General features: G+C 64.1%; 15 protein-coding genes. 7 read left to right on the top strand and 8 right to left on the bottom strand.

Annotated elements, in window-relative coordinates; translation table 11 throughout:
* Positions 1-387: 387 nt before the first annotated feature.
* The 3 genes from QA643_RS30985 to QA643_RS30995 are packed head-to-tail and all read right to left on the bottom strand — an operon-like array spanning position 388 to position 3,217.
* On the bottom strand, positions 388-2,688 hold the full coding sequence (locus QA643_RS30985) for an MHYT domain-containing protein (RefSeq protein ID WP_283029459.1): 2,301 nt from the start codon (positions 2,686-2,688) through the stop codon (positions 388-390).
* A 26-nt stretch (positions 2,689-2,714) separates the two neighbouring features.
* Positions 2,715-3,017, bottom strand: coding sequence for a hypothetical protein (locus QA643_RS30990; RefSeq protein ID WP_283029460.1), 303 nt, complete (start codon positions 3,015-3,017; stop codon positions 2,715-2,717).
* 50 nt (positions 3,018-3,067) lie between these two features.
* Positions 3,068-3,217, bottom strand: a complete 150-nt coding sequence (locus tag QA643_RS30995) for a hypothetical protein (RefSeq protein ID WP_283029461.1) — start codon at positions 3,215-3,217, stop codon at positions 3,068-3,070.
* A 170-nt stretch (positions 3,218-3,387) separates the two neighbouring features.
* Between QA643_RS30995 and QA643_RS31000 the strand changes: the two genes are divergently transcribed.
* The 7 genes from QA643_RS31000 (at position 3,388) to QA643_RS31030 (ending at position 9,215) form a co-directional block, all read left to right on the top strand.
* Complete coding sequence (locus QA643_RS31000) at positions 3,388-3,780, top strand: hypothetical protein (RefSeq protein WP_349253243.1); 393 nt, start codon at positions 3,388-3,390, stop codon at positions 3,778-3,780.
* 335 nt (positions 3,781-4,115) lie between these two features.
* On the top strand, positions 4,116-4,706 hold the full coding sequence (locus tag QA643_RS31005) for a hypothetical protein (RefSeq protein WP_283029463.1): 591 nt from the start codon (positions 4,116-4,118) through the stop codon (positions 4,704-4,706).
* A gap of 2 nt (positions 4,707-4,708) precedes the next feature.
* Positions 4,709-5,194: a DUF992 domain-containing protein gene (locus QA643_RS31010; RefSeq protein ID WP_283029464.1), complete on the top strand. Its 486-nt coding sequence runs from the start codon at positions 4,709-4,711 to the stop codon at positions 5,192-5,194.
* 233 nt (positions 5,195-5,427) lie between these two features.
* Positions 5,428-6,939 carry an ATP-binding protein gene (locus tag QA643_RS31015; protein ID WP_283029465.1) on the top strand — a complete coding sequence of 504 codons (1,512 nt, stop codon included), beginning with the start codon at positions 5,428-5,430 and terminating at the stop codon, positions 6,937-6,939.
* Between the two features lie 74 nt (positions 6,940-7,013).
* Positions 7,014-7,496, top strand: a complete 483-nt coding sequence (greA, locus tag QA643_RS31020; RefSeq protein WP_283029466.1) for a transcription elongation factor GreA — start codon at positions 7,014-7,016, stop codon at positions 7,494-7,496.
* A gap of 129 nt (positions 7,497-7,625) precedes the next feature.
* Complete coding sequence (locus QA643_RS31025; RefSeq protein WP_283029467.1) at positions 7,626-8,789, top strand: beta-propeller fold lactonase family protein; 1,164 nt, start codon at positions 7,626-7,628, stop codon at positions 8,787-8,789.
* 153 nt (positions 8,790-8,942) lie between these two features.
* The gene (locus QA643_RS31030; RefSeq protein WP_283029468.1) at positions 8,943-9,215 is read left to right on the top strand and encodes a hypothetical protein; all 273 of its coding nucleotides are present in this window, start codon (positions 8,943-8,945) and stop codon (positions 9,213-9,215) included.
* 44 nt (positions 9,216-9,259) lie between these two features.
* Here the strand turns inward: QA643_RS31030 and QA643_RS31035 are convergent, their stop codons facing one another.
* From QA643_RS31035 to QA643_RS31055, 5 genes are all read right to left on the bottom strand, one after another.
* Entirely contained in the window at positions 9,260-10,102 is an 843-nt protein-coding gene (locus QA643_RS31035) for an amidohydrolase family protein (protein ID WP_283029469.1), read from the bottom strand.
* Positions 10,103-10,105: 3 nt separating this feature from the next.
* Positions 10,106-11,083 carry an aldo/keto reductase gene (locus QA643_RS31040; RefSeq protein WP_283029470.1) on the bottom strand — a complete coding sequence of 326 codons (978 nt, stop codon included), beginning with the start codon at positions 11,081-11,083 and terminating at the stop codon, positions 10,106-10,108.
* A gap of 92 nt (positions 11,084-11,175) precedes the next feature.
* Positions 11,176-12,108, bottom strand: coding sequence for a sugar-binding protein (locus QA643_RS31045; protein ID WP_283029471.1), 933 nt, complete (start codon positions 12,106-12,108; stop codon positions 11,176-11,178).
* A gap of 89 nt (positions 12,109-12,197) precedes the next feature.
* On the bottom strand, positions 12,198-13,280 hold the full coding sequence (locus QA643_RS31050; protein ID WP_283029472.1) for an ABC transporter permease: 1,083 nt from the start codon (positions 13,278-13,280) through the stop codon (positions 12,198-12,200).
* Entirely contained in the window at positions 13,280-14,044 is a 765-nt protein-coding gene (locus tag QA643_RS31055; protein WP_283029473.1) for an ATP-binding cassette domain-containing protein, read from the bottom strand. The genes QA643_RS31050 and QA643_RS31055 overlap by 1 nt, the downstream gene beginning before the upstream one ends.
* Positions 14,045-14,046 lie beyond the last annotated feature (2 nt).

Below are 14,046 nucleotides of genomic sequence, written 5' to 3' on the forward strand. Positions count from 1 at the left end.
CATTGGGACCCGTGAAGCCGATTGGTGCATGGACGGATATCATTGGTATTAATCCTTTTGATGCGGAAATCGACCGTAAAAGGGGCCTCGCCCGCGCTTCACGGAAAAAAGTGTGGCGGAAGACCTTTAATCCCGTATCGGCGCATCCCCCAGTTCTGCCCTGCCGGACCGACATGGCAGTATGGTTGTCCTGTTTAGCTGACAAGCTTAGCTGACCGACCTCGTGGCCCTTGCCGCGCAAGGCGGGCTGATCGTGACGTTGCTGTACACGCTGGAAGCGCGCAACGCCTAGCGCGGCGTTACCGCGGTCTGCATCGGCGGCGGCGAGGCGACCGCGATCGCGTCGAATGCGCGGTACGGTAACAGGGCGCCCGAGGCCCTCGGCCGTCAGGCACGCTTCGGGCGCAACGTCACAACCGCATGTGCATCGGTCTGCGCGCGCATCACTTGATCGATTACGGCGGCGAGCGCTGCCTGGTCGAACGGCTTGGAAATGCGCGGCAGATGCGGCTGCGCGCTGCCGAGTAGCTCCGCATAGCCCGTGCAGAGCACCACGGGCGTGCCGGGATGCTCGGCGGCCACGGCTTCGGCGAGCTGCAGCCCGTTCATTCCCGGCATCGCGTAGTCGGTCACCACGATGTCGATCTTCGGCGTTCGGCGCAGTAGCTGAACGGCCTCCTCGCCGGAGCGCGCCTCGATCACGGCGTGGCCAAAATCGTCGAGCATCGCCGCGACGCTGTCGAGAACGAGCAGGTCGTCGTCGACGACCAGCACCGAAAGCGGGCGAATGCGGCGCGGCGCACTGGCCGACGGCTCCGCTGCGGCGCGCGACGGCACCTGTTCGTCCTGGGACGCCGGCAGCCAGATTTCGGCCGTGGTCCCCTCGCCGATCTTGCTCTTCAGTCGCAGCGCGCCGCCGGACTGTTCTGCCAGCCCTTTGACCATCGACAGGCCGAGACCGGTTCCCTTGCCGACGCCCTTGGTGGTGAAGAACGGCTCCTGCGCATGCTGCAGCGTCTCAGTGTCCATGCCGCATCCGGTATCGCTCACCGAAAGCGCGACGTAGCGTCCCGCGGCAAGGCCGTCGCTCGCCTGCTCCTCGCGCGCGGCAATGCTGATGGTGCCGCCGCCGGCCGCCATGGCATCGCGCGCATTGACCGCAAGGTTGAGGACCGCAAGCTCGAGCTGGTTGGCATCGACCTTCACCTTGGCCAGCTCGATCGGAAACCGGGTCTCGACCCGGATCGCCGGATCGAACTTGAGGAGCGCGGACATGCCGCGGACCAGCTCCGGGACGTCGACAATGACGGGCTTGAGATCCTGCTTGCGCGCAAACGCCAACATCCGCTGGGTCAGCGAGGCACCGCGCAGCGCGCCATGGATCGCATTGTCGAGCAGCCGGTGAATTCTCGGATCTTCCGGCTGCAGGCGCTTCTTCGCCAGTTCGAGACTGCCGAGGATCACGGCAAGGATGTTGTTGAAGTCGTGGGCGACGCCGCCGGTGAGCTGCCCGACGGTCTCCATCTTCTGCGAGATCGCCAGCGCGTCGCGCGTGCGTTCCAGCGCTTCCTGAGACAGGCGGCGTTCCGTCACGTCCCGGACGATCTTGGCGAAGCCGATGGTCTCGCTGCGCTCGTTGCGCACCGCCCTGATCGTCGCCTCGGCCCAGAAGCGGCTGCCATCCTTGCGGACGCGCCAGCCCTCGCCTGCCGACTTGCCGTCGCGCTTTGCGTCGCGAAGCAGGGCATCCGGAACACCGGCATCGCGGTCTTCGTCGGTGTGCAGGATGGCGTAATGCGCCCCGACGATCTCCTCGCCATAGCCGATCAGCCTATTCGCGCCGAGGTTCCAGTTCGCGACCCGCCCTTCCGGGTCGAGCATGAAGATGGCGTGATCGGCGACGCCCTCCACCAGCAGGCGGAATCGCTCCTCGCTTCGCCGCAGCGCCTCGGCTTCGCGGCCGGCGCGTTCGGCCGAGGCGCGGTCATAGACAGCCGCAACAAGCCCGATCATCAGCACCACGATGGTGGTGCCGGCAATCAGGAAAGCAAGCGGCGCCTGCCCCACCGTGCCGGAGGCGGCGCGGCCGAGTACCCGTTCGGTCAGGACAAAAGACGAGCCCTGCATCGCCGCGTAGTGCATGCCTGAGATCGCCAGGCCCATGACGATCCCGGCCGATATCCGCTCGCGGACGCTGGTCATGTGAAAGGCGAGGCGCAACGCCACGATCGATGCGCCGATCGCAATGGCGATGGACGCGACCACCCAGGCAGTGTCGTAATTGATCGACGCCGCCATCCGCATCGCGCTCATGCCGGTATAGTGCATGCCGGAGATCGCGAGCCCCATTCCGATTCCGGATGCGATCAGCGTGCTCGACCGCTGACTGACGATGAGGAATGCCGCCGCCGCGACCAGAATCGGAAGGGCCAGCGAGAGCAGCGTCAGCAGCGGATCGTAGGAAACGTCCACGCCCGGCAGGGTGAACGCCAGCATGGCGACGAAATGCATCGACCAGATGCCGCCGCCCATGGCGACGGCTGCGGCCACAAGCCAGCCCAGGCTGACAGTGCCGGAAGCCGCCCGCATGCGAGTCGCAAGATCTAGCGCCGTGTACGAGGACAGCGCGGCGATCAGGACCGACAGCGCGACCAGAACAGGATCGTGGGAGCCAGGATGGTGGTGCATTCCATCGACGAAGCAGCGAAAGCATCTCAATAGCACCGAAATTGTGGCGGCGCATTGTTCCCGCGTGACGGGCGCCGGTTGAAAATGGCAAAATCGGCGAGATCGCAAGTCCGGATGGCGGTAGCCAAATCCGTTTGGTATCCAATATTTTCAATGCGCATCTGGAGCAATTTGGCTGACAGCGCTCCAGCGATTTCAATAGCTTGGCAGCCGTTTCCATGGCCGTTCGATGTGGATCGGAATTCCCGTTGGAAAGCCGCATGGATCGCTTCCATTCGATATAAAAACCTCAGGTTGTAAATGTCGGGCTGGAGCAGTAACCTGTCCATGAACAGGAACTGCAGGAAGCTTCGCGCAGAACGCCGATGCATTGAGCCTGTTATTCAACGCCGGCCCAAAGAGCTTCCTTTTGCGCATCCTCAGCGCGGCGGCCGGTCATGCCTCGAAGCAAAATCTGTCGGTCATCGATCAAGGCGGCACAAGCAGCGGCGTCACCACTGCGGCGCCAGGACCAGGTGATTTTTCTCACGTGAGCTTCGACAGGGTTCAACGGAGAAGCAGAAAATGTCGATCCCATGCAAGTTCGAACGGAGCCTCCTCAGCCACGAGGAATATGAGACGATCCGCCTCACACATCATCCCGCCATCTACGGCGCCGAAGCGGACGCTCTTGCGGATCTGCGATCCCGCCTGCGAAAAATGCACGACAAGGAGCGGACGCTCAGCCGGCAGAAGCGGCGAGAAGTGCGCGGAAAAGGCGGGGCTCGCGGCACGAACTTCCCTGGAACCGCCGAGCGCCCGTCCCAGCGCAAGCAAATCTTTGCTGCGGCGCTGAAGCGGCTCAACAGGGAGCTCAGGCGCCTTCACAACCTGACCGCCCGGACCAGCCATGTCGATGCGGCGCGAAAGGCGCTCGCGCTACGTCGCGCCGCGAATTTCATTCCCTACCCCTCCGCCGGATTGACTGCCGGCGAAGGTATGGCGCCGCGCCTGAGCACGCGCCGAAGAAAGATCGTTACGGGCGCACGAATCGGTCGCGTGTCACAGGCGACGAAGGTCGCCCAGGCCATACGCGACGCGCGAGGAGCATGAAGCCGTGGGCAACATGCCATGAGCAGCTCGACGAACCGATGGAGGCAAGCATGAAGACCCTACTCATATCAGCTGTTCTGATCGTCGGCCTCGTAACAGCCGTCGGGGCGCCATCAAGACAAGCGCTCGCTCAATCGACCGACCAAAGCACCGTCGCGCCAAAGAGCGCGAAGCCGAACACCAACATGAATCCGCACAAGCATCGCGCCTGGCGCCACCAAGGCGGACGACATCCGCATTTCGGCAGCAGGCGGGTTCGTACCGGTGCGCATGCAGAACGGCCTTCGGCCAACTGATCTGAAAGCGGGGACGGAAAGAGCCGACGGTAGTGTCCCATGAGCGAGACTTACGGACAACAGAGCGAGGCTGCGCCTCCTTCGACCTATTCCGGGAGAGCCAGCTTCCCCTGGCAGCGGCTATCCTTTGCCGTCGCCCTCGTGCTCGGCATCGCCGGCGTCGCCTATACCAATATCTCGCATCAGCCGCTCGTCGGGTATTGGGAGTTCCTGGCGCTCGCCATCGCCGTCGTCTGCGTCGTCACCAAATGGCCCGAGCTCGACAACAAGCAGGCCCAGTTTCGCTTGATCTGGACCCAGGCGCTCCACTGGGTAGCGGTGCTGGTCACGATGAACATCATGCTGGTTTCCGGCGTGCAACAACTGCTCCCCACGCCGGCAACCAGCCTGGTCCTTCTGACCCTGCTGGCGCTCGGCACCTTCCTTGCGGGCCTCAGCCTATTGTCCCCCGAGATCTGTTTCCTCGGCATTGCCATGGGCGCCGCCGTGCCGGCGCTGTCCTGGCTGAAGCAGTCGATGGTCTTCTTCCTGCTCGCAGCGGTATTGGTGGTCGGCATCGGCATGACCTTCTGGCTCGGCTATGGCCGCGTGGCCGCATCTGACAACAGCAAGGATCACGTCGAGGCCTGAAGATGCAGACGAAACAATTGCTTTGCGCCCTGTGCGTTTCCGCCTTGAATCTCGCCATCGCAACGCCTGCGCAAGGCGAGATGTTCAGGGCCGGCCGTCTCCTGTGTTCCACGAGCCCGAGAATCGGATTCCTCGTCGGATCGACGCAGTCGCTGCGTTGCGTATTCTACCGGCGAAATTCCGCGCAACGCTACATTTATGCCGGACGGATCAGGCGTGTCGGGCTCGACCTCGGCGTCACCGGCAGCGGCGTTCTGTCCTGGGCCGTCTTTGCCAGGAACTCGCGGATTGGCCCCGGCACCATGCGCGGCAGCTATGTGGGAGCCAGCGGCAATGTTGCACTCGGCCCCGGCTTTGGCGCCAACGTCCTGATCGGTGGCTCCCGCCGAAGCGTCGTCTTGCAGCCATTGTCCACCGAGCGCGCGATCGGCGTCAATCTCGCGGCGACGGTGACCCATTTGACCCTCGGCGAAAGAGGACGGCGATAACGCAGCCGAGAGGACCTGCGCGTTTTACCGCAGCGGCGAGAATTTACTAGGCCGGGTCCTTGGCCATTTCGGCGCGGTGCCGCAGAAATTTCGAAACCGGCGGCACATTCCACAACATATCCACTATCGTGCGACCAGCCGTGGAGAACACGGCAGCCATCGGCCATCGGCGCTCGACGGGGTGCGATCAGATTGTTAAGCCCGCCTGCCTTGAGGAGACTTTGAGTCGGGACATGACCGTTGCGATCGAGATGGGGCACACGACGGCGGGCGCTCCGGCGGGTCTGGACCTTGAGGAACTGCTGGCGACCCGCCTGTTGGTGCAGGGCAATTCGGGCTCGGGCAAATCTCATCTGCTGCGCCGGCTGCTCGAACAGAGCGCGCCCTGGGTGCAGCAGACCATCATCGATCCCGAAGGCGACTTCGTCACGCTTGCCGACCGCTTCGGCCACCTCTTGATCGATGCCGAGGACCACACCGAGCGCGGCCTGCAGGTCGCCGGCGAGCGCGCGCGCATTCATCGCGTCTCCACCGTGCTCAATCTCGAGGGGCTCGACGCCGAAAACCAGATGCGGCGCGCGGCGGCGTTCCTCAATGGGTTGTTCGAGGTCGCGCGCGACCATTGGTACCCGATGCTTGTCGTGGTGGACGAGGCGCAGCTGTTCGCGCCCGCGGTCGCCGGCGAGGTTACGGATGAGGCGCGCAAGCTTTCGCTTGGCGCCATGACGAATTTGATGTGCCGCGGCCGCAAACGCGGACTTGCCGGGGTGATTGCCACCCAGCGGCTGGCGAAGCTCGCCAAGAACGTCGCGGCCGAGGCGTCCAATTTCCTGATGGGCCGGACCTTCCTGGATATCGACATGGCGCGCGCCGCCGACCTTCTCGGCATGGAACGGCGGCAGGCGGAAGCCTTCCGTGATCTGCAGCGCGGCCAATTCATGGCGCTGGGACCGGCGCTCTCGCGCCGTCCGCTGGAGCTGCGCATTGGTGCAACCGAGACCGCGCCGCGCAACGCGACTCCGCGCCTGATGCCGCTGCCGGAGGCGACGCCCGATGCACGCGCCATCATCCTGGCCGCACCGCCGCCCGAGACCAACCGGCCGCAGCGCCGGACCCCGCCGCCGGATCTGCTCAACCAGCTGATGGCGGCGAAATCAGCGGCGCAGGAGATCCGCCCCGACGCGGCGGAGCAGCCCCTCAGCGCCGAGGAGCTGGCGGAGCGGCGTGAACGGGTGGACCGTATTCTGCGCGCCATCATGGCGGAGCCCGACGCGGGATTCCGCGCCATCGGCGTCCTCTATCAGGAATTCGTGGTCCGCTGCCGGATCGAGGGCCTCGGCGCGACCGTGCCTGATCTCGGTGAATTCCGCCGCATGCTGACGCGCGCCCGCGCCGGGCTCGGCTCCGATGTAACCGAGGATGACGGCTGGCAGGACGTCTCGGTCCGTGCCTCACTCCTGCCGGAGGATATGCAGGGCGTCTTCATGATGATCGCGCGCGCCGCGAAGGAAGGCTGGCCGTGCCCGGGCGATGCGGCGATTGCCCGCGCCTATGGCTCGCATTCGCTGCGCCGGGCGCGGCGCCTTCTGAGCTATATCGAGGAGCAGGGCCTGATCGTCTGCCAGCTCGACGGCGCCGGCCGGCGAATCGTGACGCTGGTCGAACTGGCCTGGGCGACGGCACCGGGCGACCCCAATGCCGAGGAAGTTCCGGCGGAGCTGGGTTACCCCTCCTCGGCTCTGTGATGTAGCCGATAGCGCCTGCCTCGCCCGGCGGTGTAAATCGCTGAGCATTGCGCTACTTTGAAGGAGTTTTTGCCTTGAGCGTCGCCTTCACCAAGGAAGACAGTGCGGAAACGGCATCGGAGACGTTGCTTCCCGACCGCCCGGTTTCGCCTCACCCGAACCTCGTGACCGCAGCGGGATTGAAGACCCTCGAATTCCAGCTCCGCGAGGCGCAGGAGGCCTACGAGGCGGCGCAGAAGATCGAGGACGTCAACGAACGGCGGCGGCAAAGTGCAAACCCGTTGCGCGATGCGCGCTACTTCGCGGCGCGAGTCCGAACCGCCCAGGTCATGCCCGATCCGGCGTCGACCGATACGGTCGCCTTTGGCAGCACCGTGACCTTCAGGCGCGAGGATGGCCGCGTGCAGAAATATCACATCGTGGGAGAGGACGAAGCCGACCCGAAGGCCGGCTCCATCTCCTTCGTATCCCCGGTGGCACGGCTTCTGATGGGCAAAGCGGTCGGGGATGTCGTCGGCGCATCCGGTCAGGAGTTCGAGATCATGGCGATCTCGTAAGTCCCCGAAGCTGCCCCTTCGGTCTGCTTGTTTGACAGGGTATGCTGCCCTTGAGCCTCGGAGTTACAATGAGGTCTCAGCGCAGGCTGCGGCCGACAACGACTTTTGACAGGTCTGGGGAGAGCAAAAATGAAGATGCCAAAGAGCGCAGCGACGCGCGTCGCGTTCGCGCTGCTGTTCACTATCGGAGTGACCTCGATGTCCGCCGCCAAGACGTTCGTCTACGTGTCGAATGCGCAGGACGGCAATATCGACGCCTACAGCATGGACACCGCCACCGGCGCACTGACACCGATCGGCAAGACCGAGGCCGGCAAGCTGGTGATGCCGATGACGGTGAGCCCGAGCAAGAAGCACCTCTATGCCGTGATACGTTCGCAGCCGACGCGCGTATTGACCTACGCCATCGATCCCGCGACCGGTGCGCTCGCGCAAAAGGCATCGGCGCCGCTTCCCGACAGCATGCCCTATGTGTCGACCGACCATACCGGGCGTTATCTGTTCACCGCCTCCTATGGCGGCGACAAGCTGGCGGTGAGCCCGATCGGGGAAAATGAACTGGTCGAGAAAGAAGCGATCCAGGTCATCCCTACGGGCCGCAATGCGCATGCGATCCTGCCCGACCGCGGCAACAAATTCGTCTACGCGACTACGCTCGGCGCCAACCAGGTGCTGCAGTTCACGTTCGATGACAAGACCGGCAAGCTCACGCCCAATGAGCCGCCGTCGGTCAGCCCGGATGCCGGTCACGGCCCGCGCCACATGGCGTTCTCATCCGATAACAAGAACCTCTACGTTCTGAACGAGCTGTCGGGGCACGTCACGCAATATGCCATCGATACCGCCAAGGGAACGCTGACGCTCGTCAAGAGCATCAGCTCGGTGCCGGCGGAGGCCGGCCTTGTCTGGGGCGCGCCGCAGGCGCCGGCCGGCACCGCAGCAGCAGCAGCGGCGGCACCAAAGGAAGAGAAGCCGAAAATCTGGGCGGCCGACGTCCAGATCACGCCCAATGGCAAATTCCTTTATTCGACCGAACGCACCACCAACAAGATCGCCCTGTTCACGGTGGCGCCCGGCACTGGCAAGCTCGCCTATGTCGCCAATTTCGCGACGGAGACCCAGCCGCGCGGCATCAAGATCGATCCGAGCGGACAGTATCTCGTCGCATCAGGTGAAAAGTCGGATCGCCTGTCGGTCTACAAGATCGACCAGAGCACGGGGAAGCTGGGCGAGCCCAGCCGCTACCCGGTCGGCAACGGCGCGAACTGGGTGGAGATTGTCGACGTCCAATGACGAGCGCGCTGCTGAGTTGAGCGACTTCTTTGTTCTGAGCTGCAAAGCCCCGGGCCACTCCGGGGCTTTGTCGCATCGGCTTCTCTTCCGGAAGGATACAGCTTGCTGCAAACTGCATGAACAGCCCGCGATTCGTAGATGTCTTGAGGAGCCATGAACGAGACTTTGATATCTGCCTGTATGCTGTTTCTTATTCCAGCAACGCTCTTGTTCGGCGCGTTGGGTGTCGCGCACTCGTCCTTCCTCAAGATGCTGGTCTGCCTGCTCGGCGTCGCCACAACCGGATTATGGCTTTATCGGATCTGGTGGTGGACAAACCTGTCGTTGATCGATCGCAGGACGGCGCTTGGTCTTGCCGGCATGTATGCGGCCGCGTGGCTGATCACCTTCCTGGTGCAGATAAAGAATGTGTTCTCGCGTGACTGATGCCCGTCGTGGGCCGCATCGCGCCGGTGACGGCCGGCTTGCGACTAAGGAAGACGATAAGCCCGCCGGGCATTCGCGCCAAACGCCTTGTCGCGCACCTGCGCACCGAGCTTCGTCAGGCACGCCTCAATCGCGCCCTTGATGGCGCCATAGCTTCCCGCGAGCAGACACACAGGCCAGTCCGAGCCGAAGATCAGCCGATCCTCGCCAAAGCATTGGGCGGCATGCGCGACGAACGGAAGCAGGCGTTCTGCATCCCAATCGTCCCAATTGGCTTCGGTAGCGAGGCCCGAAATCTTGCACCAGACATTACTGCTGGCCGCAAGCGCGGCGACAAGATCGGCCCATTCACGGCTGAAGCCTTCAGCGATCGGCGGCTTGGCGGCGTGATCGAGGACAAAGCGCCCTTGCGGAAAGGCCTGCGCGGTTGCGATCGCCGCCGGCAATTCGCGTGTGCGCACCAGCAGATCGTAAGTGAGACCTTGCGCAAACAGGGCGGCGAGGCCGCGCTGCACATCTTCGCGCAGCAGCCAATCCGGATCGCTCTCGTCGTGCACCTGGTGGCGAATGCCGACCAGCCTGTCGCCGCCCGGCAAGCCGCACAGCCGCGCGAGCGTCTCGTCCACCGCGCCGTCCGTCAGATCGGCCCAGCCGACCACACCGATGACGAAGGGCGTCGCTGCGGCGACACGCAAGAATTCCTCGGTCTCCTCGATCGAGGAACGGCATTGCACGAGGATGCTCGCGTCAATGCCGTTGGCGCGGAGCAGCGGCGCGAGATCGGCGGGGCCGAAAGCGCGGCGGATCGGCGCCAGTTCAGGCGCCTCCATCCAGGGATAATCGGCGCGTGCGGGATCCCAGAAATGCTGATGGGCGTCAATCACCATGGGTCAGGCTCCATCCGGCAGTGGTGCCGCCGCATCGACCAGCTTGCGCTCGCGGAGTTCCTGCCAGAAGGCTGACGGCACCGGCCGCTCGGCCATCGCGATATTCTCCGAAACCTCGGCGGCGTTGCGCGCGCCCTGCAGCGCGACCGTAACCGCCGGATGGGCCATGCAGAACTGGACTGCCGCGGCCTTCAGCTCCGTGCCATGCTTGCGGCACAGCGCCTCCAGCGCCAGCGCGCGGGTGACGAGCGCCGCATCCGCGTCTTCGTAATTGAACTTCGCTCCCGTTCCCGGGTTCGCGAGGATGCCGCTATTGTAGATGCCGCCGAGAATGATGCCGATGCCCTTTGCCTGGCAGACCGGAAACAATGTCGTCAGCGCGCCTTGGTCGAGGAGCGTGTAGCGACCAGCGAGCAAAAAGCAATCGACCGGCGCGGCCTCGGCGAAGCGGACGAGCATCCCGGATTGATTCATGCCGGCGCCGATTGCCTTGACGGTGCCATCGTCGCGCAGGCGCCGGAGCGCGCGGAAGGCGCCGGCGATGGCATCTTCGTAATGGTCATCCGGATCGTGGACGAGCAGCACATCGACGCGGTCGAGCCGGAGACGGGTGAGGCTTTCTTCCACCGAGCGCATCACGCCGTCATAGCTGAAATCGAACTGCGGCCGCTCTGCAGACGTTCCCTTGTAGTGATCGTCTTCCGGCGCGGCGTTGGCGGGACGCAGCAGGCGCCCGACCTTGGTCGAGATCGCGAACGAATCCCGCTTTTGCCGGCACAGAAAATCGCCGAGGCGGCGCTCGGCCAATCCGAAACCGTAGAGCGGTGCGGTGTCGAAAAACCTGACACCGAGCGACCAGGCGCGTTTGATGGTCCCTTCTGCATCGGCATCGTTGACCGGCGAGAACAATCCGCCCAGTGGAGCGGTTCCTAGACCGATCGCCGTGACGTCGAGCCCCTCCGCAAGCCGCGCACGCTTCATTTCAACATCCTTCCGAGGTCCAAAGCAGCACTCCCTCTCCGGCAAGCCAGAGAGGGAGTGTAGCGCAGGAACGTTGGGGCTGGCGAACGTTCCTACTTCAACAATTGAGCGACGTTGTCCTTGGTCACGAGGTCGAGACCGGTATAGATGACCTCGGGAACCTTCTGGCCCTTCTTGATGGCCAGCAACGTGTCCATCGCCTTCTCGCCCATCTCGAACGGGCGCTGTCCCGTCAGCGCGTTGGAGTAACCGTCGCGCAGCAGTTCGAGCTGCATCTTCAGCGTATCGGCGACAACAAGCGTCAGCTTGCCGGCCTCGATGTCCTTCTTATTCTTGTTGACAAAGGCCTTGTAGCCCTCGGGCGCGAACATCGGCCAGCCGCCGACCGGGACGATCGCCCCGAGATCCGGCGTCGCCGTGCGCAGGTCCGCCATCTGCTGGACCGCGAGCGCGGGATCGTCGTTGCAGAAGGTCGGCGAGCCCGCGACTTCGGTCCACTTCGAGCCCTTGAGCGCTTCGCGCACGCCATCGACGCGCTCGGCAAGGTTCTTGGCGCCGGGACCGCCGGAGACGACCGCATATTTGCCGCCCTCGGGCTTGAGCTGCAGCAACTGCTTGCCGAGCGCGAGGCCGAAATCCTTGTTGTTGGTGCCGATATAGGCGATGCGCTTGGAGCCCGGTGCATCCGCATCGAAGGTGATGACGGGAATGCCGGCCGCCGTCGCGGCGTCAATCGACTTGGTCATCGCCGCGACGTCGGCGACCGAAATCGCCAGACCGTCCACCTTCTGCGTCACGAAATCCTGGATGATCTGCGCTTGCGTCGCCGGTTCATGCTCGACCGGCCCCTTGTAGATGCACTCGACGTTGCCGAGCTCCTTGGCGCGCTTCAGGCAGCCGTCGCGCGCGACGTCGAAGAACGGATTGTTCATCGCCTTGGGCACGATCACGAACTTGTAGGTCTGGGCGAATGCCGGGGTCGCCATCATCGCGATAGCCATGCCGGCAAGGAGTATCTTCTTCATGTGTCCCTCCATTTTGTGCCTATCCTTTTCGAATTGCGTGCTCCGGAAGGCGGATAGACGATGCGTTCGTTGCTTCCTCCGGAGTAATCTCATGTGATGCGTGATCGGATGCGGTCGACCAGCACGGCGAGGATGATGATCACGCCCACCAGCGTCTGCTGCCAGTAGGAGCTGACCTGCGCCAGCACGAGGCCGTTGCGGATCACCTCGAGCAACACGCAGCCGACGATGGCGCCAAGCGAACCGCCGACACCGCCGGCGAGATTGGCGCCGCCGATCACCGCCGCCGCGATCACATTGAGCTCGTAGGATGTCGCCATGTTCGCCGGCGCCGATCCGAGCCAGCCCGAGACGATGATGCCCTGCAGCCCCGCCGCCAGCGCGCAGATCACGTAGACTTCGATCTTGACCCGTACGACCGGAATGCCGGTCAATTCCGCTGCCTTCTCATTGCCGCCGAGCGCGAAGACATGGCGGCCGAAGCTGGTGTGATGCAGCACGATCGCCATGACCAGAGCGAGGACCACCAGATAGATGAACGGCGCCGGCACGCCGAACAGATCGCCCGATGTCAGCGCGTAGAAATAGTCGGCGTCCGGCCCGCCCGGGAAGCTGCCGCGCCCGTTGGAGACGACATAGCCGAGACCGCGCACGATCGAGAGCATGCCGAGCGTGGTGACAAAGGGCGACAGCCCAAGCACGGCGATGCAGAAGCCGTTGACGAGGCCGACGATCAGCGCGACGACAAGCCCCGCCAGGATCGAGACCAGCAGGATCAGCCCCGGCACATTGGCAACCACGGTCTTGCCGTCGGACGCCAGATGCACGAACAGCGACGCGCCGGGCATGCCCGGCGTCGACAGGCCCGACATCACCATGGACGTAATCATGGCGGAGAAGCACATCATCGATCCCACCGACAGATCGATGCCGCCGGTAATGATCACGAAGGTGATGCCGAGGGTGGCGATGGCGATGAAGGAAAAGTTCTTCGCCACGTTCTGCATGTTGCCCTGCGTGAAGAAGTACGGGCTGGCAAAATGCATCGCGACCAGCAGCACCAGCAGCGCCAGCAGAACGTAGCCGGTTTGCGATGCAAAGATGCCGCGCTGCCACCATCTGCTGCGGCCGACATTGGTGAAGGAGATCGGGGATTCCAGCGGCATGGCCATCACGCAGCCTCCTTCGCGCCGGTGATCAGAGCGGTGACCTCTTCCGGACTGGTATCGCTGATCGGCTTGTCCGCCCGCTTCTCGCCGCGGCGCATCACGACGACACGATCGCAGACAGCGAAGACGTCGGGCATGCGGTGCGAGATCAGCATGACGGCGACGCCCTGCTCTTTCAGCCGGTGGATCAGGCTCAGCACCTGCTCGACCTGGCGGACCGATATCGCCGCGGTCGGCTCGTCCATCATCACGAGCCTGGCGTTCGACAGACGGGTGCGTGCGATCGCCACCGCCTGGCGCTGGCCGCCGGACATCTGCTTGACGAGGTCGTGCGGTCTCGTCTCCGAACGCAGCTCGCCGAACAGTGCCAGCGCGCGCGCCGCCATCGCGTTGTGATCGAGAAAGGCGAGCGGGCCAAACTTGCGCTTGAGCTCGCGGCCGAGAAAGACATTGGCCGCCGCCGTGAGATTGTCGGCGAGCGCGAGATCCTGATACACGACCTCGATCCCGACCGCGCGGGCATCGATGGGGCGATGGAAATGGACCACATCGCCGCCAAAACGGATCTCGCCGTGGGTCGGGCGGAAATTGCCGGCGATGATTTTCACCAGCGTCGACTTGCCGGCGCCGTTGTCGCCCATCAGGCCGACCACCTCGCCCGGAAAGACCTGCAGATCGACGTCGTGCAGCGCCCGGATTGCGCCGAACTCCTTGCCGATGTCAGTCAGTTCCAGAACCGGCTGCGTGGTGCTACCTGCGGTTTCCATGC

Origin of the sequence: Bradyrhizobium sp. CB3481 (assembly GCF_029714305.1) — a bacterium.
In the GTDB taxonomy this organism is placed as follows: domain Bacteria; phylum Pseudomonadota; class Alphaproteobacteria; order Rhizobiales; family Xanthobacteraceae; genus Bradyrhizobium.